A 22,968-nucleotide genomic window follows, 5' to 3' on the forward strand; every position below is an offset into this window, starting at 1 on the left:
ATCGGCTGATATGCCAGTCAAACGTATAGCGGACGAAAACGTGCTACTACTCCGTATTATTTTGCGATTCCGAATACAAGCGAACACGTTGACGAATCAAACCATTCAGGATAAAGTACGCCTATCACTGGAACGCACAAAAGCAAAAAAGCAACAAAGCCAAAAAGCGCGAAAGCATGAAAGCCCACGTCTCTTTGCTTGCTGCTCGCTCGCGTTAGCCTGATTTTGCAAGGAGTTGCCATCATGAACAAATCTATTTCATTTTCGCAAAGTATTTGGGTGCTTTTGGCGATCTTCGGCATCCTGTTTCCTGCCTTGTTCTGGGGCAAAGTAGAGCCACACATGCCGCTTTTTGCCGCCACGATTGCGGCGGCCACGCTCCTGCGGCTGTTCGGGGTGCCGTGGAAGCGGATGGAAAAAGGGCTGGTCAAAGGCATCCAGACCGCCATCGCCCCGATGCTGATCCTCTGTCTGATCGGGGTGTTGATCGGGGTCTGGATGATGAGCGGAACGGTTCCGATGATCTTGCACCTTGGCATCTCGCTGATCTCGCCGGAGTACTTTACGATCAGCGCCCTCTTTTTGACCGTGATCGTCTCGAGCGTCACCGGCAGCACGTTTACGACGATCAGCACGATCGGCGTAGCGATGATGGGCGTCTCGACCGCACTCGGGCTCGACCCGCTGATGACAGCCGGGGCGATTATTTGCGGCGCCTGCTTCGGGGATAAAATGTCCCCGCTGTCAGACACGACCAACTTTGCGGCTGCGATTGCCAACGTCTCTTTGATGAATCACATCAAATTCATGTCGCACACCGCGATTCCCGGCCTGCTGATTACGGCGATTTTCTTCGCCGTTCAGGGACAGTCCGCTGACGTAAGCCTGGAGGCGATCCAGGAAATCCAGACGGTGCTTGCGCAGCATTTTTCCCTGGGAATCACGACGCTTTTGCCTGCTGCCGTCGTGCTCGTCTGTTCTGCCTTGCGCAAGCCGATTTTGCCGACCCTCGTCTTCGGGATCTTGAGCGGAGTCGCGACTGCTGCTCTCGTGCAAGGAGTTCACTCCCCGGTCGAATGGATGAACGTCATGCAAAACGGCTTCGCCAGCGAAATCGCCAACGAAGCCGTTGCTTCTATCGTGAACAGGGGCGGGCTGTTGTCCATGACCTGGTCACTTGCCCTCATTCTCATCGCCCTGTCTCTCGGTGGTATTTTGCAGTACAGCGGTGTGTTCGAAGCCTTGTTTGCAGGCTTGATCCAGCGCATCCAAAAAGCGGCAGGCATGGTCGGACTGGCCGGCTCGTCGTCCATCCTCGTCAACCTTTTGACAGGCGAACAGTACTTGTCGATCCTGCTTCCGGGGCAAATGTTCCACGACGCCTTTGTCAAACAAGGGATCGAAGGCAGACGGCTTTCCCGTACGCTCGAAGACTGCGGGACGCTCGTCAACCCGCTCATTCCTTGGGGCGTCAGCGGGGCCTTTTTCACCTCAACGTTGCACGTGGCGACAATCGACTACTTGCCGTATGTAATCTACCTGTGGATTTCGCCGCTGTTGACTTTCCTGTTTGCTCTGCGGCAGCCAAAAGTCACAGTCGAAACTAGACACTAGCCTGTCGCATACACGGTCGTACAATTTTTCCCTCTGCGCTTGGAGCGGTACAGCGCCTCGTCTGCTGCCCGCTTCAAGCCGTCTGCCGTGTCGCTGTCGTCGGGAAAACGCGCGATGCCGACGCTGACCGCGATCGGGATGCAGCAATTGTCCTGCAATAATGGGTGCATGCGCAAAAAGTCGCGGATCGCCCGCACCTTTTCCTCCGCTTCCTTCATCGTCGCCTTCGGGCAGAGCAGCATGAACTCGTCCCCCGCATAGCGGTAGGCCGTATTTTCTCGCCCTGCCACGGCTTTCATCGCCTCGGCGATTCTTCTAATCAGCTCATCTCCCGCGTGATGTCCGAAATGGTCGTTCACCAGTTTCAAACTGTCCGAATCGAGCATAATCAACGCCACCGGGGAGCTTTCTTCTCCCAGCAGCTTTTCCAGATCGCGGTGGAACGCCCGGTAGTTGGCAAGTCCCGTCAGTTCATCCTGAAAAGACATCTGGTACATCCGCTCGTACAGACGCGCCGTCTCGATCGCGCTCGCCACCTGGAAGCCGATGATCTTCAAAAGCTCCTCGTGCTCCTTTTTGTAGGCAAACTCGCGATAGGACTGTGCCGAAATGACGCCTTTGATCTGATTCCCCAGCATCAGCGGCACAAAAATACAGGTGTTCGTGTCGATCTCCGGGCTGCCCCAGCGAATCATTTCCGGCTCGCTCGGCTCGTCCTTCATCGTCCGAATGTGGATCGTTTGCCGGGTCTCAATCACCTTGGAGATCATCGCCTGGCCGTACGGAACCGTAATCGGCCCGTAGTTGATGCCGTTGTCGATGCTGATCGGGATTCTGATCTCGCTGTCGCCCTCGTCAAAAAACGCGATGAAAAAGGCGTCGGCGCGCATCACGCGGGAGGCCAGCTCAAAAGCCTTCCACAAAATCTTGTCTTCCTCAAACGTCTTCGCAAAAATATGGCTCAAGTCGTGCAAAATTTTCATGTGCTCCGACATCCACATCATTTCGGATACCTTGTCCCGCAACTCGCTGATTTTTTTCAGCAGCTCCTTGTGCCGCATCCCGTCTTCTGTTGCCAACACCTCGTCAATCTCGCGGGCTACCGCCTCGATCTCTTCCTGATCCACGGCGTCAACACGGCTGAGCCAGCCGCTATAACGCTCCAGCAGATGTCTTGCGTACGCTTCTCTTACGGCGTTGTTTTCATGCATGTACAACCCTCCGGCTATTGGGTAGGCTTACGCTTTTTTCTCGTGATAACGATCGACAGCCGCACGAATGGCCTGCAAAACAGCTCCCTGTCCGGGGGCGAGAAAACGCTCCTGGATCGTCTGCGCAATCTCCTGCATCCCCCCTGCCACTGACTTGCCCACGAGCAGACTGACCAGAAACTCGCTCGTCTTGTCCATCACAAAGGTAAAACTGGCATCGCATATGACGCCGTCATCGGCATCAATGATGAGCACACAGCCCACCATCGTCGACACCTCGTACAGCGTCGTCCCTTTGGGGATTTGGGCAAATCCCGCTGTCAGCACTGTGTTTTTGTTTTTCCACTCAGCCATCTGCATGTCCTCCCCTTCGCCATTCGCCCCGCTCTAGCTGATGACGGGCAAACATACCTCCACTGTCGTTCCGATTCCTGGAGTGCTCATCAGCCGTAATGTTCCTCGATGGTTTTCGATGATTCTGCGGCTGACCATCAGGCCGAGGCCGGTTCCCGTCTCCTTCGTGGTGAAGAAAGCCTCTCCCAGCCGGGCAAGCTGCTCCGCCGGGATGCCTACCCCATTGTCCTCAAAGCGGATGACCACCTTGTCGCCCTCGCACCATAGCCGGATGACGATTTCCCCACTGCCTGATGTAGCCTCGATACCGTTTTTCAAAAAGTTGATGAACGCTTGCTTCAACTGGTTTTCATCGCAGTGAACCATAGGCAACGGCGATTCAAACGCGACCTGGATCGTCACTTTTTGCAAAATCGCCTCTGTTTCCAATAACGTTACCACATGGGTGATGAGATTGGTCAAGTCGTGCACCTCAAAGGCAGACGCGTGCGGCTTCGCCAGCACCAACAGCTCGCTGACGATCATCTCGATCCGCGCCAGCTCCGAGCTCATGATGGAAAAGTACTCCGGCTTGCGCATGCCGTCCTTTTGCATCAGTTGGATAAAGCCTTTCAACGAAGTCAGCGGATTGCGTATCTCATGGGCAATCCCCGCCGCCAACTGTCCCACCAGCGCCAGTTTTTCCGAGTTTTGCAAAAATTCATGCACCCTTTTGCGCTCTGTCATATCGCGTATCAATATGTAATGGCGTAGCTTGTCCTGAATGACCACAGATGTGCCGCAAACCTCCACATCCGTTCGCGTGCCGTCCAGGCGAATCAGCTCCACCTCAATCGGCGAGGTCGTCTCTCCCCGCTCCAGCCGCTTTTGCAGCTCGTGAATCAAAGGCATGTCGCGCGGGTGGAAAAAGGAAGTGAACGGATAGGGCAAAAGCTCCTCGTACCCTCGTGCTCCCATGAGCCTGATTCCGGATTGGTTGACGTACTTCAGCTCTCCTTTTTCGTAGATAAAGGCCGCCTCCAGCGAGAGATCCAGCACCTTGCACGATTGGGCCTCCCTGCTGTCGGCCACGGCTTGCGACAGCTTTTGCACCATCGCGTAATAGCCAATCGTGGCACCTTCTGCCAAAAATGCGCCATACGTAATATGGACAGGTACCGGCGGACCAGCCTTGTGAGCGAAAACCGTGCAAAATGGCATCGGCTCCCCGTTTACTGCGCATTGCGTCTGACGGCGCACTGTCTCCTGCTCCTCCGCGATGGCAAGCTTCCAAAACGGGTAGCCCTCCCACTCTTCTGCTGCGTAGCCTGTCAGCGCTTCGCAGGCGGGATTGCCTCTGCAAACGCCTCCTGATTGATCCAGCCAAAAAGCCGCTTGCACCATTTGCTCGAAGAAGGAGCGATAGAGAAGACTGCTCCTGCACTCATTATCCAACAGGCCTTTCATTGTGCCCTTCCCCTCCTGGGACGAGAAAACGGCTAATCCGCCTAGCGGAAATAGCCTTAACCGTTCTCAAATGCTATTCATACCCAATTTTACCCTATTCTTTTTGCCGTTTCCATCCCCTGGGTTTGTGAAATGTATATAAATCTTCTTTTATAGGATAGAGGGGAGCATTCTTACCCGTGCTCAATCGCGGCCCTGACCTTATTGCCTGCACGCGCCAGCCGCTCTGCCGCCTCCTTTGCCGCCAAGCCTGTCTTTTGCATGACGATCGCCACTCGCACATCGCCTGCCGCTTCCCCGAGCAATCGGTCCGCTTCCTCGTACGACGCTCCCGTCACTTGCATGACAATATGCTTCGCGCGCTCCCGCAACTTCTGGTTCGTCGCCTGCACGTTCACCATCAAATTCCCGTACACTTTGCCAAGCTGCACCATGCTCGCAGTCGTCAGCATGTTCAGCACCATCTTCGTCGCGCTGCCTGCCTTGAGCCGGGTAGAGCCGGTGACGACCTCCGGACCGACTTCGATGTTGATCGCGATGTCGGCGCTTTTGCTGCTGTCCGGGTCGGGATTGCAGGAAAGCGCTATCGTTGCAGCCTGCCGCGCCCTCGCCTCTTCCAGCGCTCCCAGCACATAAGGCGTCCGCCCGCTGGCCGCGATCCCCACGACGACATCGCCCTGCCCGACTCCCGCCTCGCGCACATCCTGCCGCCCCAGCTCGTGCGAGTCTTCGGCCCCTTCGATGGCTTCTGTCATCGCTTGCGCTCCGCCGGCAATGATTCCGCGCACGACGGAAGCATCCGTGCCAAAAGTCGGCGGGCATTCAGCGGCGTCCAGCACCCCAAGCCGCCCGCTCGTACCGGCTCCGAAGTAAAACAGCCGTCCGCCGCCCGACAGCGCCTGCACGATCTGCTCGACAGCTTCGGCGACTTGCGGCAGCACCCGCTTGATGGCGACCGCTACCTTGTGATCTTCCTCGTTCATCAGCGTGACGATTTCCAGCGCCGTCATCTGATCCAGCCGCTCGCTGGCCGGATTGCGCATTTCCGTCTGAAGCTGGTGCAGGTTTTCGTCCATGCTGGGCTTCACCTCTTTTCCAAGGCTGTACCGCTTTTTCGCAACTTCTCTGCCGCTTTTTCGTCCAGGCGGTGGCCTGTGCCCGTGATCGCCGCTGCCAGAGAACCGATCACAGGCGGCACGTCCGGGATGACCGTCGAAAACGAAGCTTTATCCATCACTCGCTGTCTGACCAGCGTGTCGGTGGCAAACAGCCCTCCCGCGAGCACGACAGGCAGTGCTTCCTGCGTCTTTTCCAGGCATGCCTGCGCCAACTCGAGCAGATCGTCCGCCGCTTCTGCAATCAGTCTGCACGCGAGGCTGTCTTGCTGCCGTGCCGCCTGCTCCACCAGCTCACTCGCCCCGGCCAGGCGCATGCGCGGATTGCTGGCCCCGTAGATCACGCCGATCAGCTCTTCCGGGCTTGCCACCTGGTAATGGGCAAGAAACAGCCCGGTCAAGGCAGTCGGCTCGCCGCGACCGTCATATGCGCGCAAAACCGCCATGGCCGCCTTTTTTCCGAGATCGTAGCCGCTGCCTTCATCGCCAAGCAAATAGCCCCAACCGCCTACGCGGTGCCTCGCCCCTCCGCTTGTCAGCGCACACGCAATCGAGCCTGTACCGGAGATGAGCACAATCCCCGGCTGCCCCCACGTCCCGGAGTAGAGCGCAGGAACCGCATCGTTGTCCACGCGCAGCCGCTCCTGCCACACCTCTGCAAACGAAGCGTGCAGCTTTTCCCGAATCGCCGGGCGATCAGCGCCGCCCAGACCGATGAACAGCCCCGCCACCTCTTCCGCTCTCGCTCCCGCCTGCTCGCACGCAGTCGCAACGAGCTGTTGCAGCGTCGCCTCCACCTGTGCCCACGGCCGCGACAGCGGATTGGATGACTCCCCTGCCACGATCGCCCACACTTGCCCTTGCTCGTCGCAGATGGCGGCTTTTGTCTTCGTCCCCCCTCCATCTATCCCGATAAACCATTTTTTCCCGTCATTTAACTGCACCTGCGGTCAACCCCTCCATGAACTGTCTGGACGCCAGCAAAAACACGACGATCATTGGCAGCGCAGACAACGTCAGCCCGGCAAAAAGCAGGCTCCAATCTGTTTCGTACTCCCCGAACAACACCATCATCCCCACCGGAATCGTCTTCAGCGCGTCTTCCTGAATGAAGATCAGCGGGAAAAAGAAGTCGTTCCAGGCGTGAATGAAGTTGATGATGACAACCGTCGCGAGCGCGGGCCGGATCAGCGGCAAGAGCACGCGCCAAAACACCTGAAAGTGGCTGCAGCCATCAATCCGCGCCGCCTCCTCCAGCTCTACAGGAAGCGTGCGGAAAAACCCCGTCAAAATAAACACCGAGATCGGAATCCCGCTCGCCGTGTAGATCAGGATCAGCGACCAGAGCGAATTGAGCAGCCCGAAATTTTTCATCAGCAAAAACAAAGGCACAATCCCCAGCTTGATCGGAATCATCAGCCCGATGATGAAAAAGAAGTACAGCGCCCCTGTCCAGCGATACGAAAAGCGCGACAAGTAAAAGGCAGCCATCGCGGAAAAGACCGTAATCATCAACACCGACATCCCGCTGACCAATACGCTGTTCAGCAAAAAGTCGGCAAACGGCACCGCTTCCCACAGCTTCCGGTACGTCGCAAAGCCAAACGACTGCGGCAGCGACAACGGACTGGCGAAAATCTCCCTGTTCGTTTTAAACGAGGAAAGAATCATTAACACGATTGGATAGAGCGACACCAATGCAAACATATACGCGGCCACATACGAAACCGCCCTGCCCGCTACGCTCGTTTTCACCTGCATCCCCCCTTCCCGTTCCGGTTCAGCCCCAGCCTGCTCGCGGGTCCGCTTCATCGCTCAATGCTGGACTTCGCGCTTGCGCATCAAGTACAGCGAGACAGCCGACACGGATGCGACGATGAAAAACAGCACGACAGCCAATGCGGAGCCGAGCCCGACAGCCAAGTCTCCCGCGCCGCCCGCACTGGAAAACGCCATGCGATAAAAGTAGACCGCGAGCGTATCCGTCGAGCGAAACGGCTCGCCCATCGAGCCTTGCATCGCGTACACCAGCTCAAACGCTTCGAACGCCTGGATAAAGGTGAAGATCGTCATGATCGTAATCGCCGGCATGCACAGCGGCAGGATGATTTTCCACAACAACCGCAAGCCCCGCGCCCCGTCCAGCCTGGCTGCCTCGATCAGCTCTTCCGGAATCGCCTGCAATCCGGCCAAAAAGATCAGCATGGCAAAGCCGATGCCAAACCAGCAGTTAATCAAAATAATCGCAATCAGCGCCGTATCCGGATCGCCCAGCCACGGTCTGGCCCACTCCTGCAGTCCTACCTCGGCCAACAGCGTGTTCAGCGCTCCGTAATTCGGATTGAGGACTAATTTCCACAAAAAACCAATCACAATCACAGACAGCAGCCGCGGCATGAAGTAAGCGATTTTCAAAAAGGCCGAGCCGCGAATTTTGCGGTAGATGAGAAAGGCGAGGCCGAACGCAATCCCGTTTTGCACGATCATTTCGATGACAAAGTAGGAGACGTTGTGCCCGAAGGCGTTCCAGAACATCTCGTTGAACGGCTCCACCGTAAACAGCGTGACAAAATTTTTCAGCCCGACAAACACTCCCCGCTTGATGCCCTGCCAGTCGTACAAGCTGTACAAAAAAGCGCTAAGAATCGGATACAGGACAAACAGCGTGTACACAATCAAGGCGGGCAAGGGAAACAGGTGGATCAGCCAGCGCGCCCGCCCCTTCGGTCGAATCGTATGCCTGTTCCTCGTGCCGATGATCTCCACCCCCGTTTGGCTTTCGCGGACGGGAGGGCTACGGTTCATCCGCTCCCGCCAACGATCATCACTGCCTACTTTTTAAACGGAGGGAACCAGGTGGCGGCGGACTTCTGTACTTCCCCCGCGACCTGTTCGGGCGTGAGCTTGCCCAAGTACATGCCTTGCAGGGCGTTTTCCAGCGTTTGCTTCGTTGTCGGCTGTCCTTCGGCGAAGTGCACGACCATCAGGTAAGGCGTCGAGCTTGTTTGCGACAGCTCCGCCATTTTGTTTACGAGCGGATCGTCTGTCGACACTCCCGGCACTGCGCTGATACGCTTGAACTGGTTGGCGAACAGCTCGCCGAACTTTTTGGTCGCCATAAACTCCATGAATTTCAACGCTTCCTGCTTATGCTTCGACTTGGCGTTGACGGCATACGAACCATCCACCCATGTCGTCAGGACAGACTGCCCGTTGTTGGTCGGCATCGGGAAAAAATCTAGCTGCAAATCGGGGTTCAGCTTTTTCAGCCCTTCCAGCTCAAAGCTGCCGTTGATGAACATCGCCGCCTTTTCCGTCGCGAACAAGGTGCGCATGTCGTTCAATTCGAGCCCCACATAATTTTCCGGGAAATAAGGAATCAGTTCCTGCATGCGTGTAACCGATTGGAGAAACTCGGAACTTTGCAGATTGCTTTCGCCTTTGAGCAGCTTGTCGAGATAGTCGCCGCCGCTGTAGCTCGCCGGAGCGATCACGCCGTGGCTCAACGAAAGCAGCCAGCCTTCCTTCGCGCCAAACGAAATCGGCGTGATGCCTTTTTCCTTCAACGCCTTGGCTGTCGCTATCAATTCGTCCCAGCTCTTTGGCTCTGTCAGGCCGTTTTGCTCGAAAATTTTCTTGTTGTAGTAAAACTGCGTGGAATTTAAGGAGAGCGGAACGCCGTAGACTTTGCCGTCTTTGCCTGTCGCCGCTGCGAGGACGTCTTTGGGGAAGGAGGAGATGCCTGGCACATTGTCCAGCGACTCCAGATAGCCTGCTTCCGCCAGGGAAATACCCGGAGCATACGGACGCAGTTGCAGGATGTCCGGTCCGCTGTCGCTTTGCAGCGCGGTGTTGAGGATGGTGTTGTACTCGGTTGCCTTGAACGGCTTGAACTCGATCTTGATGTTCGGGTTCTCGGCCTCAAACGCTTTGATAATCGCCTTGTAGCCCTCTGTGTCCTCGACCCGCCAACTGTGCATGGACAGCGTCACCTGCTGTCCGCCACCCTCATTGCCACCAGGCTGGGTGCCCGGCGCGGTTTGCTCCCCTCCACCTGAACTGCAGCCGACCAGTGCCATGGCTGTTACCAAAAAGACAGACGCCGCCCTTCGAAAACGGAAATGCTTCATCCAGAACCCTCCCCCTTTTTCTTCGAAGCGATCATACACGTGCTCTCGCTTTATCAGTCAGACCGTTTGCAGCGCGGTCGTGACAGCGTTGTGCAGGATGGGCCGCAATTGCCGAAGCTGATGATTGCGCCCGAGGTGAACGGCATTGGTGAGAAAAATGACGGCAAGCTCCCGGACCGGGTCGATCCAGATGCTGGTCCCGGTGAACCCCGTATGTCCGTAGCTCGCGGGATGAAAATGATCGCCGCAACTGAGCGTAGTTCCTGCCTGGTTCAGCTCCCAGCCGAAACCGCGGCTTTCGCCCGCTTGCCCGGCGTGGTTGCGCACCGCCAGCTCGCGCCAATGCTCCGCAAGCAAGGGCGGTTCGTTGTACAGCCAGCTTTGCGCGTACAGGCACAAGTCGTCCGCAGTCGCAAACAGCCCGGCGTGCCCCGCGACTCCGCCCATGGCAAACGCTTTTTCGTCATGGACTTCCCCACAGATGTACGCGCTTGTGAGCGAGCAATATTCTGTTTTTGCAATATTCAGAAAACACCTCCCGTCAGGACAGTAGCAAGTGTGCGCCATCCCCAATGGGGCAAAAACCCGCTGTGCGACAAACGCATCCAGCGGCTGTCCTGCCACTCGCTCGATAAGCAGGCCGAGCCAGATCATGCCCAGATCGCTGTAGACGACTCGCTCGCCCGGCTTTTGCAGCAACTGCTGCCGATACAACAGCTCAGGCAGCACGATCTCGCTATCCCGCCTGCGCGTCTCTAAATCTGCCGGCAGTCCGGACGTGTGCGCGAGCAACTGCCCGATCGTGATCGCGGCTTTATCGGGCGGACAATCCGGAAAAAATGCGCCGATCCGGTCATCGGGGGCGAGCAGCCCCTCCTGCATCAAGAGCAGGAGCGCGGGCAATGTCGCTGTCACCTTTGTCAGCGAGGCCAAGTCAAACAAAGTGTCTTTCGTGATCGGCTGGCCGTCGGCGATACTCGTAGCTCCCGCATCGAGCGAGTAGCAGACACGCCCCTCGCGGACGACGCGCAGGGCAGCTCCCGGCAGCAGTCGCTCGCCGATCCAGCCTTGCAACAGTTTTTCGAGCGACTCCATGTTTCCCCCTCCGCCTTTTCGTCAATTGGATGAGCGTTTTGTCCGGCTGACAGCCAGCCGCGTTTTTTCCAGCAACGGAATCACATCATCCTGCTTTCTGCTGACCATCGTGATGAACAAAATATCAATCACATTGAGCTGCGCAATCCGGGAAGCCATCGCCCCGCTGCGGATGCTTTTTTCCACGGAGCTGGTAAACAGCCGGATATGAGCCAAATCCGCGACAGGCGAAGGCCCGAATTTGGTCAGCGAAATGACCGTGGCGCCCTGCTGTCTCGCCTCTGTCAGCGACTGGATGATATCCTCGGTTTGCCCCGAATAGGAAATGCCGATGACGACGTCTTTTTCCGACAGGTTGACAGCCGAGGTCAGTTGCGCGTGAAAATCGGAGTAAGCCTCGCACCACAGGTTGATGCGGGAAAACTTTTGCCTGATGTCGTCGGCAATGACCGCGGAGGCTCCTACTCCGTACACATCTATTTTTCTCGCTGTGGACAGCGCATCGACGGCTCTGTTCACTTCTTCGCTGGACAGGACCGAGAGTGTGTCCTGAATCGACTGAATGTTGTTCCAGCTCACCGCCTGCATGATCGACTCGGTCGTGCCCTCCATCATGATTTCCTGATAGCTCGTGGGCGCCGTCTGTTTGTTCAAGTCGCCCGCAATCCGCAGCTTCAGCTCCTGATAGCCCTTCATATTCAGCGAACGAGCCAGGCGAATAATCGTCGCCTCCGATACTCCGCTCAGCTCGGACAGCTTTTGCACCGACAGCTTCACCACATCTTCCGGGTGAGCCAGTATATACTCGGCCACCTTGCGTTCGGATGGCTTCAATTCGTCCAAAATCGCCTGCAGGCTGACAAGTCCTCCGTTTAACATATGCGCCACCGCTCTCTTCCTTCGTATCTTATCACCATTTTATGTAGTATTATTTCTTGAGTCAATTGTTATCTAATAAACAATATTACAGAATCCGGCGAATCAGCACTGCTTTGCTTCTCTTTTTCGAGACAAATTTCCCTCTTGACTCTGCCGCCGCGTGAAGCTTTACGCTTGCAACCGAACAGAAATCCAAGGAGGATGGTTGCATGAACACGTTACTGATTAAAGGGTGCCATATCTTGACGATGGTGGAAAAAGAACGGCCGTGGGTCGGGGACATTTTGATTGCGGACGGGCGGATTGCGAAGCTCGCACCCGTGATTGAAGCGTCTGCCAGCACCGTGCTTCCGGCCAAAGACATGGTCGCCATGCCTGGCCTTGTCAACGCCCACAATCATGCGAGCATGTCGCTGTTGCGAGCTTTTTCCGACGACCTGAAGCTGATGGATTGGCTGGACAAAAAGATGCTGCCAGCGGAAGCACGGATGACGCCAGAGGACGTTTACTGGGGAACGATGCTCGGGATTGCGGAAATGATCGCCTCTGGCACGACGGCTTTTGCCGACATGTACGTGCACATGGACGCTGTAGCCGAAGCCGTGCGGGACAGCGGAATCAGAGCTTCGCTGACGCGCGGCCTGATCTTTTTACAGGATGACGGCGGACGGCGCATGACCGAAGCGCTCGATCTGATCGACAGATGGTCCGGTGCGGCAGACGGCAGAATCACCACCATGCTCGGGCCGCACGCGCCTTATACGTGCCCGCCGCAGCCGCTGAAAGAGGTCGTCGATCTCGCCAGAAGCCGCCGGATTCCGCTGCACATCCACCTGGCCGAAACCCGCGAGGAAGTGGAAAAAATCCGCGAGAAATACGACCAGACGCCGACCGAGTATTTGCAGGAGCTGGGGACTTTTCACGAAAATCACGTCCTGCTCGCCCACGCTGTCCACTTGAGCCTAGAGGACATCGGCCGTTTGCGCGGCATGCGAGGCGGCGTCGCGCACAACCCTGTGAGCAATCTGAAGCTCGGCTGCGGAATCGCTCCTGTCGCGGAGCTGCTCGCCCAAGGCGTCACGGTCGGCCTGGGCACCGACGGAGCAGGCAGCGCCACGACGCTCGACATGTTTGCGGAAATCAAGGCGGCGTCCTGGATGCAAAAGCTGCACTATGGCGATCCGACCGTGCTGCCAGCCGAGCAAGTTTTGCGCATGGCGACGATCGAGAGCGCCAGACTGCTCGGGATCGACCACGAGGTGGGCACACTTGCGACAGGCAAACGCGCCGATCTCATCCTGCTCGATCTGAAAAAGCCGCACCTCGCCCCGCTGCACGACCTGCATTCGCTCGTCGCCTACAGCGCGACCGGCGCGGATGTCGATACCACGATCGTCAACGGCGAAGTTTTGATGCGCGACCGCAAGCTGCAAACCATCTCCTGGGAGGACGTGTATCGCCAAGCCACAGAGCGGGCAAAGCGGCTCGTCGCAGGGCTGTAGTCCGGCACGCTCCCAACGCTCACAGGTTCAGCACACAGAACGAAACCGCAAGATAGATGGCGAACAGGCTCCATTGCAAATACGGGATCAACAAGGAGGAGGCGATCTTGTCCAGCGGCCGAATCGCCCGGATCAGCACCCAGGTCGAGTACAGGATGAGAATCGTGTCGACGGCGGCCAAAAACGGCAATTGCAGCCTGTAAAACAACAGCGTAAACAACTGATGAAAAAACCAGTTTATTCCGTACAGAAGCAAAAGCTCCCGATTCATTTGCTTGCGGCGAACAGCAATGACGACAGATACAGCAATGAGCACATGCAAAATAAACCAGACGATCTTGAGCACATGGTCGGGCGGCGTGCCTTCAGGCTTGGTCAGCGACTCGTACCAGGCCCCGCCCCCCGGAAAGGCGAGGCTCGCCAATGAATAAAGGACGATCACCGAGAAAAACAGCAGCGTATGGTGCAAAGTGCTCATCGAGACTTTCCTCTCCTTTTTGCCAGGCTCTCTTCCCTATGTTTCTATATCTATGAGCGTCGCTACCATTTTCATGCCGCTTTTTCAGAGATTGGCCTGTCTCTTTTTATAGAAGACAGGAAAAGAAAAACCGCCTGTCCCGTTTTTTCGGACAAGCGGTTTTTTGGCAAAAGGCGGTTTGCTCTCGGCTGCGGGCTGGTAGACTTGCGGGCTTGTAGCTTGCAGTCTGGTAGCTTGCAGTCTTACAGGCTCGCAGTCTTGCAGACTACGGCAGGCGCAAAACCTCGCCTGGTTTCAGTGCCTTGCCTCTGATATCTTTTTCGGCCAAAGTCGCGACAAACGCGTCTCCGTCCTGTTTGATCGGCGGGAACGTATCGTAGTGAATCGGCACGACGTAGTCGGCGGCGATCCACTCGGCGGCGATCACCGCATCCTCCGGCCCCATCGTGAATACATCCCCAATCGGCAAAAACGCCAAGTCGATATCATGGCGATCTCCAATCAGCTTCATGTCGCCGAACAGCCCTGTATCTCCCGCGTGGTAGATCGTTTTGCCGCCCAGCTCGATCACAAAGCCGCCTGGCATCCCCATGTAGACGATCTGCTGCTTGTCATCCAGCACGACGCCGGAGCTGTGGAACGCCTGTGTCATTTTCACTTTTCCAAAAGGCAGTGTCACAGAGCCGCCCAGGTTCATCGAAACGGTTTTGACGCCTTGCCAGTCAAGGTATGTAGCCAGCTCATGCGTCGCGACGATGGTCGCGTCATTTGCCTTTGCCAGCTCGACTGCGTCGAGAATATGGTCCTGGTGTCCGTGCGTCAGCAGGATGTACTGGACTTGGATGTCCGCAAGCGTCGTTTTTGCCAGCGGATTTCCCGAAATAAACGGGTCAATCATGATCGAATGCCCTTCACTGGTCAACTGCACGGAAGAATGTCCGTGAAACCGGATTTCCAACATGGTATCCCCTGCCCTCTCTCATCATTGGTTTGTTCCTCTACCATGTTACCATGCGCAGGGGCGGGAATAAAATCCATCTGCACACTCCGGCAAAAAGAAAGGAAGAGGCTGCCGATCGCTCGACAGCCTGAGGAACAACTCATTTCTGTTAACAAGACGGTATGGCAGCTTAGCAGTCGTGGTCGTGTTCCGTAACGGCAATAATTTTAGAATCACGAATGATGGTGCGGCGATGGTTGTCGTGTTCGCGCAGGATGATAGTGCTGGATTTTACCTCGATCAGCTTGCCGAAAAAGTTGCAATTCACAGTCTCAACCTTTACGTTTTTCCCTTCGAATCGTCTCACCTGGTCTCTGAATGCCATGGTCAATCCCTCCTTCTGTAAGCATCCTATGTACGTTTGGCATAGCCCTACTGAGCAAATGCACAGACAAACAGAAAATGTACTTGTACCCGTCCGTCATTCGTCTAGTTTGCGGCGTGCAGCGCCACAACGGCGAGTTTTGTCGGCAGATGACAGAGCGCGGACAATCACCGGCGCAAAATTCGAACGGTGCAGGAAATTGTCGCACGATTGCAAAAGGAAATTCTTTTGCCGCACAGAATGGGTAAAAAACGGATAAAAAGCACGTACGGCAGGAGGGATAAGCATGGGAGACGTCATTGAGCTTGTCGCCAGGGAACGGACCTACAGCGGCAGGGAAGTCGCCGAAATGCTCGGGATCGGGGCGAGCACATTGCGCAAGTGGAGCATGCTGCTCGAGCAGCACGGCTATTGGTTCCTGCGGGACAATCAAAACCGGCGCGAATACCGCCAGATGGATGTGTCCTGCCTGACCCGCTTTTACGAGCTGACCAAGGACCAGCTCATTCCCCAGGAAGAAGCCGCGCTAATGATCGTCAGCCAAAACTACACGGGAGCGGGAGCGGCTCACAGAGAGACGGCTGTTGCTCTCGCCCCTGTTGCTCATCCCGTCGCAACAGAAGACACTCTCGAAGCATTGGACGCCATCGACGAAAAGCTGCACGCCCTGGCGCTGCACGTGAAGCAGCAGGATGAGAACCAGCAGGCGCTGCTCGCGCGCCTGGAAAAGCAGGAGGCGTATATCCGCAGCAGCCTCAAGGAGCGCGACCGCCGCCTGACCAAAGCGATGAGCGACATCATGGACGCCAAAGTCCAGTTGGCCAAGCTCAAGGACGCCGAGCGGAAAACGTCTATTTGGCATAAGCTGTTTCGGCTGAGCTAAGTGTAATGGCAGGAAGCGGTTTGGCAAGCTGGCAGAGGCGGTTTCTGCGGTTTCGTATGTTCGTTCGTGAGGCCGATGCAAAAACACTCTGACTCGCCTCATGGAGCCTCTGCGGGCATGATTTCTTGCGATGGGGCGATGCCAGTCAACCATGCATCGCATGGCAAACGAGCCTATCATGCCCGCCCCTCCATGTAAAGCCGCCCACGTAACCATCCGCCTGTTAAAAACCCATTTACACAAAAAAATTTACATTCCCGATATTCAAGATCACCTGCAAGACTTGTATGGTATTGAGACTTCACCTACGCTCATTTCCAATGTCACCGTACAATGATGTCAAGAAAGTAACAGCACCTTACACCCATTTACAAAGCAGCAACGGAGCAAACTGCACAGCTAGAGCTTGGTTTTGTATCTCCAACTTTCTTTTAATGTTCCTACGCTACGCGCTTTTAAATAATGCATTTCAAGTCCATGGGTGATAGAAAATAGACCTTGAAGGAAACTATCCTTCAAGGTCTCATATATCATTTGTTCTTCTTTAGTCTTGCCATTGCTTCTTCAACTGTTTCGTATTGAATGTTATCGTACTCCCAATTCAAATGGCGGTTAATTGCCTTTGCTACCTCAGCCCATGTAGGGCGAATGCAATCTCCTAAGATTTTGTTAATCTCTTCCTCTACTAAACTTAAATCGAACCTTTCCATAATAAAAGTAGCTCGACCATTTACAATCTTATCCTCTTTCAGAAAAGAAAGCAGTCTTTTAGGGCTTACTACTCTAAAATAAAAATAATCTACCCCTTCCGCATCATCCGTTCCAATATCTGCATTTGCTGCAACTCCAAAATCATCATCTGTTACATCTGGTTCGTCACCAACTAACACAATTCTTTTTAAAACTGGCACTACCATATAGGATCACATCCTGTTTATTTGATTTCAACATGGTAATTCGTAAGTTTGGTATTTTTAGCATCAAAAGTCTCAAAATTGGCTTCATAGACACCTTTCCCCAGTTTTTGTCCAGTTCTAACCCTTCTAAGCTTGTCTTTACTAGTATACAACATCCCACCATCAATTTTTTGTATAGCCGCACCCTCTCCGACAAAAATACGCGCTGCTTGATGCACAACGTAGGCGGATACTGTACCTTCCAATCCATCTATCGGTTTCGAGTTTCTGGCCAGCTCGGCTAACTGTTCTGGGGTGATCTCACAACTATTATGCGTCCAAATCCACAGATTGGAGACAAAATACGTATGGAAATCCTTCACCTTGAAGTTGTAAACGGTTGTGTGCCCCTGCTTCTTCTCCACCTTTTCAATGGCTACCTCTTTGCCATTCGAAGTGGTTAGAACATCCCCTGGCACAAGTTTTTTAGCTTCCACCCACCCCTTGCCAACAATCCAAAACGGATGCTCATCTGTTGTTGTAATCACTTCACCGTAAACTGTAAGATTATACGTCTCTTGAACATCTCGTTGATAGAGCCATTCCACTTCCTTGTATGCCAACTTGCCTGTCTCTTCGTCTTTGGCCAGAACCTTGTCCCTGACCTCGATTTCCTCGATAGGTTTCTCACCTTCATCCGTTAAAACCTTTGTCCCTGCTGTAAAGCAATTACATTCAAATAAATCATCAATGGTCTTACCCGCTTTCTTGACTAGCTTTCCACCAACCTTGGACAAACGAAGCACAGGAACCGTGGCTGCACCAGTCTCATATATAACAACATCTCCATTAAAGAGAAACTCGGCAAACTTTCCATATTTATCCCGCCCAGTCGCTCTTCCTGAATGGATGTAATAAACTAACTGATTCGTTAACTCCCCTTTCTCTTCTAGTACTTCTCCACCACCAACGTTTACGTTGAGAGAAACATGCACGCTTCTGTTCAGAATTACTTCAAAAGCAATGACAGACATTAAAAAGTCTTCATTGTACGCCCCCGTGATCGGGCCATCATAGAACAGCATAGCCTGCAGATTCTCTTGTGCTTGACGGATCGTGGCGCTTGGAATGGTGCTGTTGTAGCGAGAGATTAAATATTGGATATCAAGCTCTTCATTCGGGTTTGTATTCACAACACTTATTGGCACAAGAATTTGATATTGTTGTGCATCGGAAGCTACGACTTTAACAAAGTAGACGCCACTTTCAGCCCGGTGTCCGGGATTCACTTTTGTGTAGATGCCATTCCAACTGAACGTATGGTATCCTGCTGGCTGGTTCGTTCTGGTCTCTTCATAGACTGGTCTTCCCTGCTTGAGTACCTGAATCGTTACGCTTGGATGGGGATTTGAAAATCTCCATTGTACAGTTACTGATTTTTCAAAACCTGGTGTTGTATCCACTGCGAAATTACTTGAAATTCGTTTTGGACCATGAAAGCCTGCTTGATAGCTTTGACCGATTTCAGCGGACAATAGCGAAATACCAGAATTTAATTGGACTGGTGCCTGGCTTTGATTCCAAACTACCTTTGCATAGTAGGTCCCAGCCGCTTCTGTAACAAACAACGTGTCTTCCTCATTCGCGTGGAAGGTTTTAAGCTCAGTTCCTTGCGAGTCCTCCAAGATGAGCATGTTATTTGTCACATACAGGTTCATGTAAGCCATTTCTTCAGCCGTGAGCACAAAGTAGTCAACGTCATAGGGAGACGACAATTTGTCCGTATAAATTTCATCCCATTCAGCCGGAATGGCTGTTTCTCTCGTGCTGTCCAAGTCTTCTTCAAAGGTAAGTCGAGACTGCAAGGCAGGTGCTGTTGTTTCAAGCTTAACGTAGTATGTTGTATTCGCTGTCGCGTCCCATTCGACTTTTGAAAATTTGGTGCCAAAAGGACCTTCATGATCGTCGTTGCTTGTCACTTCATTCTGCAAATTTGCATCCGAATAAATAGACAGTCTTGTATCTTGTTCAAGTCCATTATTGAAATACGGAGACGAAAAAATTCGGTGCTTACCAGAATGGGCTGGCGTCACTTTAAAGAAAGCCGCTGTGCTATTACTTTTATTTACATCTACAAAGGAATCGACACCCAAGTTCTCAAACTCACAAAAGTCGTTTTAAGTGAATCAAATCTTACACATCCCTTCCTCCATTTCCAATTAATTGATATGCAGACTTGATTATACTCTTAAATACTCTGCGTGCAAGATGATTCATAGACAAACGAATTTGTCGATGATCCAAAATACCCCGTCACGATTGCCTCCGCATCACTCCCCCGCTCGCTTCCGTATCCGCAAGTCGCCACGCCCTCACTAAACCGCGCCCATTCAACACCGCTTATCTTGACAATCCCCCCTCAAAACTCCCCTTGTAATATCTCCAAACAAAACGAGTATGCATAACAATAACGCCCCCTAGTCCTGCTGTATAAAAATGGAACAAATTAATATACAAAATAACAACCTCCTCTAACTCACTACCATTTCCACCCTTCGACAAATCTGCGGTTTCCGGCGGTTCCCCTGCACTCGTGGCCCTTTTTCATTACAAAATCCTTATTGATAATAGTAATCATTCTCTATATAATCAAGCCAAACGGTATTGATTCTCATTATCAAGATCAGGAGGCTATACATAGTGAAGCAATCAGGATGGAAAATGGGCATGATTGCCCTACTTTTGACAAGCGCTGTCGGGTGCAGCAGTGCACAGTCTCCCGAACAGGCAACCACTCAGCAGAACCAAACCAGCGAACAACCGAGCCAAACCACCTCCACGCAAGCGGCATCCAGCGAGCAGGCTGCTCCCTCTGTCAGCATTGATGAGAAAAAGGCGGAAGAACTGCTCGCCCAGTTTCAAAACCAAACTCCCACAAAAGTCGTGACCATCTCTGTCGCGATTACGGAAATTTTGCATGAACTCGGGATCGCCCCCGTAGGAGTACCGACGACGAGCAGCAAGCTGCCAGCGGCTCTGGACAGCGTTCCGCGCATCGGGACGTCGCACCAGCCGGACCTGGAGCAAATCGCGAAGCTGCAGCCGGAGTTCGTGCTCGGTCCGTCCTCGATCAAGGACAGCGTCGACAAAAAATTAAAGCCTGCCGGCACACCTACCGCTTACTTGCCTGTCGATTCCTTGGATGAGCTGAAATTGTCCACTGTCGTACTCGGACGGCTGTTCAAGCAAGAGGCAAAAGCAGAGCAGCTCCTGAGCAAAATTGCGGAGCAGGAAAAAAGCATCATCGAAACGACGAAGGGCAAACCGACGCCAAAGGTGCTGTTCCTGTTCGGCTCGGCGGAATCGCTCATGGTCATGAGCGACCAGACTTTCGCCGGAAGCATCGCGCACAACCTAGGAGCCGTCAACGTCGCTACCGACACGTTGAAGCAAACGCAAACGTACGCGCCGCTGAACATGGAGAGCATCGTCGCGGCCAACCCGGACGTGATTTTGCTCGTGGCGCACGGCGATCCGAATGCCTTAGCGAAAAAATTCGAAGAAGACGTGAAAAAGAACGGCGCCTGGGAAAAAATGAACGCCTTCAAAAACGGCAAAATGCAGTCGCTTGATTTCAGCACGTTCGGCACTGCCTCGATCGTCAACGCCCCTGCCGCCTACCAGCAGCTCGCGGAAATTCTGTACAAGTGATAAGGAGTTTTTGCAGTGAGCCAGAACCATTCAACCAGGAAACCAGTCCTTCTCAGCGTCGCTTGCCTGCTGCTCGTAGCGGCAATCGTCCTGTCTGTCGGGCTTGGGAGCGTGCAGCTCTCGCTGTGGGAAACGATGACGACCGTACTCGGCCAAGGCAATGAAGCCAACCATACGATTCTCTGGGACATTCGGATTCCCCGCGTGTTTCTCGCGCTGCTGATCGGGGCCAACCTCGCTGCGTCCGGGGCGCTGCTGCAAGCTGTCATGCAAAATCCGCTGGCTGATCCGGGGCTGACCGGGGTATCCAGCGGGGCAGCGGTCACGGTGTTGTTCATCATGCTGGTCGTCCCCGGTTATTCCGCGCTGATTCCGCTCTTTGCCATTGTCGGCGGGGGCATCGCAGCCGTGATGGTCTACTTGTGGGCCTGGAAAAAGCAAGGGGGCTTCACCCCGATCCGCATTATTTTGTCCGGTGTCGCCGTCAATGCTGTATTTGGCGGCGTCATCGGCCTGTTGTCCATCCTCTACAGCGACAAGCTGCCAGCGGCTCTGCAATGGATGAACGGAAGCCTGTCCGGGAAAAGCACAAGCGACGTGCTGACGATTCTCCCCTACTCGGTCGTCGGGTGGATCGCTGCGCTGATGTGTATCCGCCAGGCCAACATCTTGCGTCTCGGCGAGCAGGTCGCGCACAATCTCGGGCAAAACCTGAACCGGCTTCGCTTCACCCTGTCCCTGATCGCGGTCTACCTCGCGGCCATCTCCGTTTCGACCGTGGGCCTGGTCGGTTTCGTCGGGCTGATCGTCCCGCACATGTCGCGCATGCTGATGGGCTCCGATTACCGGATGAACTTGCCGTTTGGACTCGTGCTCGGCTCGCTCGTCCTGCTTGTGGCAGACACGCTGGGCCGGACGCTTTTTGCTCCACTCGAAATTCCGGCGGGGATCGTCATGGCCATCGTCGGCGGGCCTTACTTCCTTTATCTGATGCGCAAAGGAGGAACGTGATGTGCTGAACGTGCAGTCAATGAACGTCTGTTACGGCAAAAAACGAATCGTAAATGACTTTTCGCTGGATATACATGAAGGAGAGATTGTCTCGCTCATCGGGCCAAACGGCTCCGGCAAATCGACGGTCCTCAAAGCCATCTCCCGGCTGATTCCTTGCGAGAGCGGCTCGGTGCGCATCGCAGGGGAGCCAGCCGACAACATGAGCATGAAGCAGCTTTCCCGCATCATGTGCATGCTGTGCCAGTCCAACTCCTGTCCTTCGGATGTGACTGTCGAGGAGCTGGTCGGCTACGGTCGCGTCCCCCACAAAAAATGGTATGAACGGCTGGATGCAGCCGACTACGAAATCGTCGACTGGGCGTTGCAGCAAACAGGACTGGAAAGCTACCGGGGCCGCTATCTCGCTTCTCTGTCGGGCGGGGAAGCCCAGCGCGCCTGGATCGCCATGGCCTTGGCCCAGAAGCCGAAGCTGCTGCTGCTCGATGAGCCGACGACGTATCTGGATATTGCCCACCAGCTCGATGTGCTTGAGCTGATCGCCAAGCTGAATCGGGAATTGAAGCTCACGGTTGTCATGGTGCTGCATGACTTGAATCACGCCAGCACCTACAGCGATAAAATTTGCGTCATCAAAGACGGGGACATTCGTGTTTTCGGCAAGCCTCAGGATGTGTTTACGCTGGAGCTGATCCGCAGCGTCTACGGGGTCGACACAGAAATCCGGTACGCGCCAGACAGCACCAGCCCGCGTATTCACGTCCTGAAAAAAGCGCAATAAAACTACAGGAAAAGCGAGGGATGCTCGTATGAAAGCAATGGCGAAGGAAGCGATGAAGGTCCAGTACCAAACGTTTGCTGCCGGAATGAAGACGCTCATGCTCAGCACGGTCGACGAGCATGGAAAGCCGTTTGTCTCCTATGCCCCTTTTGTCAAAACCAACGGAAAGTTTTATATCTACATCAGCAAAATCGCCAACCATTATCGCTATCTGGAAGAAACGCCGGCAGTCGATGCCATGCTGATTGAAGATGAAGCGAAGACGGCCAATCTGTTCGCCCGCCAGCGCGTCCGCTTCGTCTGCACAGCGAGAAATATCGGCAACGCGGACTGCGACGAGATTTTCGCGCTGTTCGAACAGCGCTTTGGCAAAAGCATGATGGATATGCTGCGCGGCCTCGACTTCTCCCTGTTTGAGCTGACGCCATCCGAAGGCCGCTACGTCGCCGGATTTGGCCAGGCGTACGACATTGATCTTTCCGCCGACAAGTTCGAACACGTCAATCGCGACGGCCACACCCAAACCGCCAAATAATC

22 protein-coding genes are annotated in these 22,968 nt (G+C 54.4%); 7 read left to right on the top strand and 15 right to left on the bottom strand.

Annotation, left to right across the window (positions count from 1 at the left end):
* Nucleotides 1-243 precede the first annotated feature (243 nt).
* Nucleotides 244-1,614, top strand: a complete 1,371-nt coding sequence (nhaC, locus tag AC3WQH_RS08910; RefSeq protein WP_492331990.1) for a Na+/H+ antiporter NhaC — start codon at nucleotides 244-246, stop codon at nucleotides 1,612-1,614.
* On the opposite strand, the gene AC3WQH_RS08915 is transcribed toward nhaC, so the two are convergent.
* The 10 genes from AC3WQH_RS08915 to AC3WQH_RS08960 form a co-directional block, all read right to left on the bottom strand.
* Nucleotides 1,611-2,825, bottom strand: coding sequence for a sensor domain-containing diguanylate cyclase (locus AC3WQH_RS08915; RefSeq protein WP_327991055.1), 1,215 nt, complete (start codon nucleotides 2,823-2,825; stop codon nucleotides 1,611-1,613). The two genes, nhaC and AC3WQH_RS08915, sit on opposite strands and share 4 nt — an antisense overlap.
* 27 nt (nucleotides 2,826-2,852) lie before the next feature.
* A complete protein-coding gene (locus tag AC3WQH_RS08920) occupies nucleotides 2,853-3,179 on the bottom strand; it encodes a DUF3870 domain-containing protein (RefSeq protein ID WP_005831450.1) in 327 nt (108 codons plus the stop codon).
* A gap of 33 nt (nucleotides 3,180-3,212) precedes the next feature.
* Entirely contained in the window at nucleotides 3,213-4,625 is a 1,413-nt protein-coding gene (locus AC3WQH_RS08925) for a PAS domain-containing sensor histidine kinase (RefSeq protein WP_122952882.1), read from the bottom strand.
* Nucleotides 4,626-4,798: 173 nt separating this feature from the next.
* Complete coding sequence (gene murQ, locus AC3WQH_RS08930; protein ID WP_005828070.1) at nucleotides 4,799-5,701, bottom strand: N-acetylmuramic acid 6-phosphate etherase; 903 nt, start codon at nucleotides 5,699-5,701, stop codon at nucleotides 4,799-4,801.
* 8 nt (nucleotides 5,702-5,709) lie between these two features.
* Nucleotides 5,710-6,684, bottom strand: a complete 975-nt coding sequence (locus AC3WQH_RS08935; RefSeq protein ID WP_005828072.1) for an N-acetylglucosamine kinase — start codon at nucleotides 6,682-6,684, stop codon at nucleotides 5,710-5,712.
* The gene (locus AC3WQH_RS08940; RefSeq protein ID WP_025846788.1) at nucleotides 6,671-7,495 is read right to left on the bottom strand and encodes a carbohydrate ABC transporter permease; all 825 of its coding nucleotides are present in this window, start codon (nucleotides 7,493-7,495) and stop codon (nucleotides 6,671-6,673) included. The genes AC3WQH_RS08935 and AC3WQH_RS08940 overlap by 14 nt, the downstream gene beginning before the upstream one ends.
* Before the next feature lie 60 nt (nucleotides 7,496-7,555).
* On the bottom strand, nucleotides 7,556-8,545 hold the full coding sequence (locus AC3WQH_RS08945) for a carbohydrate ABC transporter permease (protein ID WP_492331991.1): 990 nt from the start codon (nucleotides 8,543-8,545) through the stop codon (nucleotides 7,556-7,558).
* Nucleotides 8,546-8,571: 26 nt separating this feature from the next.
* Nucleotides 8,572-9,870: an ABC transporter substrate-binding protein gene (locus AC3WQH_RS08950; protein ID WP_007782780.1), complete on the bottom strand. Its 1,299-nt coding sequence runs from the start codon at nucleotides 9,868-9,870 to the stop codon at nucleotides 8,572-8,574.
* 57 nt (nucleotides 9,871-9,927) lie between these two features.
* Nucleotides 9,928-10,965, bottom strand: coding sequence for a serine hydrolase domain-containing protein (locus tag AC3WQH_RS08955; RefSeq protein ID WP_007782783.1), 1,038 nt, complete (start codon nucleotides 10,963-10,965; stop codon nucleotides 9,928-9,930).
* 21 nt (nucleotides 10,966-10,986) lie between these two features.
* Nucleotides 10,987-11,844, bottom strand: coding sequence for a MurR/RpiR family transcriptional regulator (locus AC3WQH_RS08960; RefSeq protein ID WP_035423134.1), 858 nt, complete (start codon nucleotides 11,842-11,844; stop codon nucleotides 10,987-10,989).
* Nucleotides 11,845-12,053: 209 nt separating this feature from the next.
* On the opposite strand from AC3WQH_RS08960, the gene AC3WQH_RS08965 reads away from it, so the two are divergent.
* On the top strand, nucleotides 12,054-13,346 hold the full coding sequence (locus AC3WQH_RS08965; RefSeq protein ID WP_238503933.1) for an amidohydrolase: 1,293 nt from the start codon (nucleotides 12,054-12,056) through the stop codon (nucleotides 13,344-13,346).
* 19 nt (nucleotides 13,347-13,365) lie between these two features.
* On the opposite strand, the gene AC3WQH_RS08970 is transcribed toward AC3WQH_RS08965, so the two are convergent.
* The 3 genes from AC3WQH_RS08970 to AC3WQH_RS08980 all read right to left on the bottom strand — a co-directional run bounded on the left by AC3WQH_RS08970 (nucleotide 13,366) and on the right by AC3WQH_RS08980 (nucleotide 15,149).
* The gene (locus AC3WQH_RS08970) at nucleotides 13,366-13,824 is read right to left on the bottom strand and encodes a TspO/MBR family protein (protein ID WP_026557921.1); all 459 of its coding nucleotides are present in this window, start codon (nucleotides 13,822-13,824) and stop codon (nucleotides 13,366-13,368) included.
* A gap of 265 nt (nucleotides 13,825-14,089) precedes the next feature.
* Nucleotides 14,090-14,785 (bottom strand): metal-dependent hydrolase, encoded by a 696-nt coding sequence (locus tag AC3WQH_RS08975; protein WP_005828090.1) that lies wholly within the window; start codon nucleotides 14,783-14,785, stop codon nucleotides 14,090-14,092.
* A gap of 169 nt (nucleotides 14,786-14,954) precedes the next feature.
* On the bottom strand, nucleotides 14,955-15,149 hold the full coding sequence (locus AC3WQH_RS08980) for a hypothetical protein (RefSeq protein ID WP_005828092.1): 195 nt from the start codon (nucleotides 15,147-15,149) through the stop codon (nucleotides 14,955-14,957).
* A 286-nt stretch (nucleotides 15,150-15,435) separates the two neighbouring features.
* Here AC3WQH_RS08980 and AC3WQH_RS08985 point away from each other — a divergent pair, with 286 nt between their 5' ends.
* Nucleotides 15,436-16,032: a MerR family transcriptional regulator gene (locus AC3WQH_RS08985; protein WP_005828095.1), complete on the top strand. Its 597-nt coding sequence runs from the start codon at nucleotides 15,436-15,438 to the stop codon at nucleotides 16,030-16,032.
* 530 nt (nucleotides 16,033-16,562) lie between these two features.
* Here the strand turns inward: AC3WQH_RS08985 and AC3WQH_RS08990 are convergent.
* Nucleotides 16,563-16,949, bottom strand: coding sequence for an Imm8 family immunity protein (locus AC3WQH_RS08990; RefSeq protein ID WP_007782801.1), 387 nt, complete (start codon nucleotides 16,947-16,949; stop codon nucleotides 16,563-16,565).
* A 17-nt stretch (nucleotides 16,950-16,966) separates the two neighbouring features.
* Complete coding sequence (locus AC3WQH_RS08995; protein WP_197187252.1) at nucleotides 16,967-19,081, bottom strand: polymorphic toxin-type HINT domain-containing protein; 2,115 nt, start codon at nucleotides 19,079-19,081, stop codon at nucleotides 16,967-16,969.
* 547 nt (nucleotides 19,082-19,628) lie between these two features.
* Between AC3WQH_RS08995 and AC3WQH_RS09000 the strand changes: the two genes are divergently transcribed.
* From AC3WQH_RS09000 to AC3WQH_RS09015, 4 genes are read left to right on the top strand one after another with little or no spacing between them, the layout of a single operon-like run.
* Entirely contained in the window at nucleotides 19,629-20,639 is a 1,011-nt protein-coding gene (locus tag AC3WQH_RS09000; RefSeq protein WP_492329267.1) for a helical backbone metal receptor, read from the top strand.
* A 15-nt stretch (nucleotides 20,640-20,654) separates the two neighbouring features.
* Nucleotides 20,655-21,650, top strand: coding sequence for a FecCD family ABC transporter permease (locus tag AC3WQH_RS09005; RefSeq protein ID WP_007782812.1), 996 nt, complete (start codon nucleotides 20,655-20,657; stop codon nucleotides 21,648-21,650).
* Between the two features lies 1 nt (nucleotide 21,651).
* Nucleotides 21,652-22,431 carry an ABC transporter ATP-binding protein gene (locus tag AC3WQH_RS09010; RefSeq protein WP_005836095.1) on the top strand — a complete coding sequence of 260 codons (780 nt, stop codon included), beginning with the start codon at nucleotides 21,652-21,654 and terminating at the stop codon, nucleotides 22,429-22,431.
* A 28-nt stretch (nucleotides 22,432-22,459) separates the two neighbouring features.
* Nucleotides 22,460-22,966, top strand: coding sequence for a HugZ family pyridoxamine 5'-phosphate oxidase (locus tag AC3WQH_RS09015; RefSeq protein WP_007782816.1), 507 nt, complete (start codon nucleotides 22,460-22,462; stop codon nucleotides 22,964-22,966).
* Nucleotides 22,967-22,968: the final 2 nt, after the last annotated feature.

This window comes from Brevibacillus sp. FW301-21C12A (assembly GCF_058788915.1).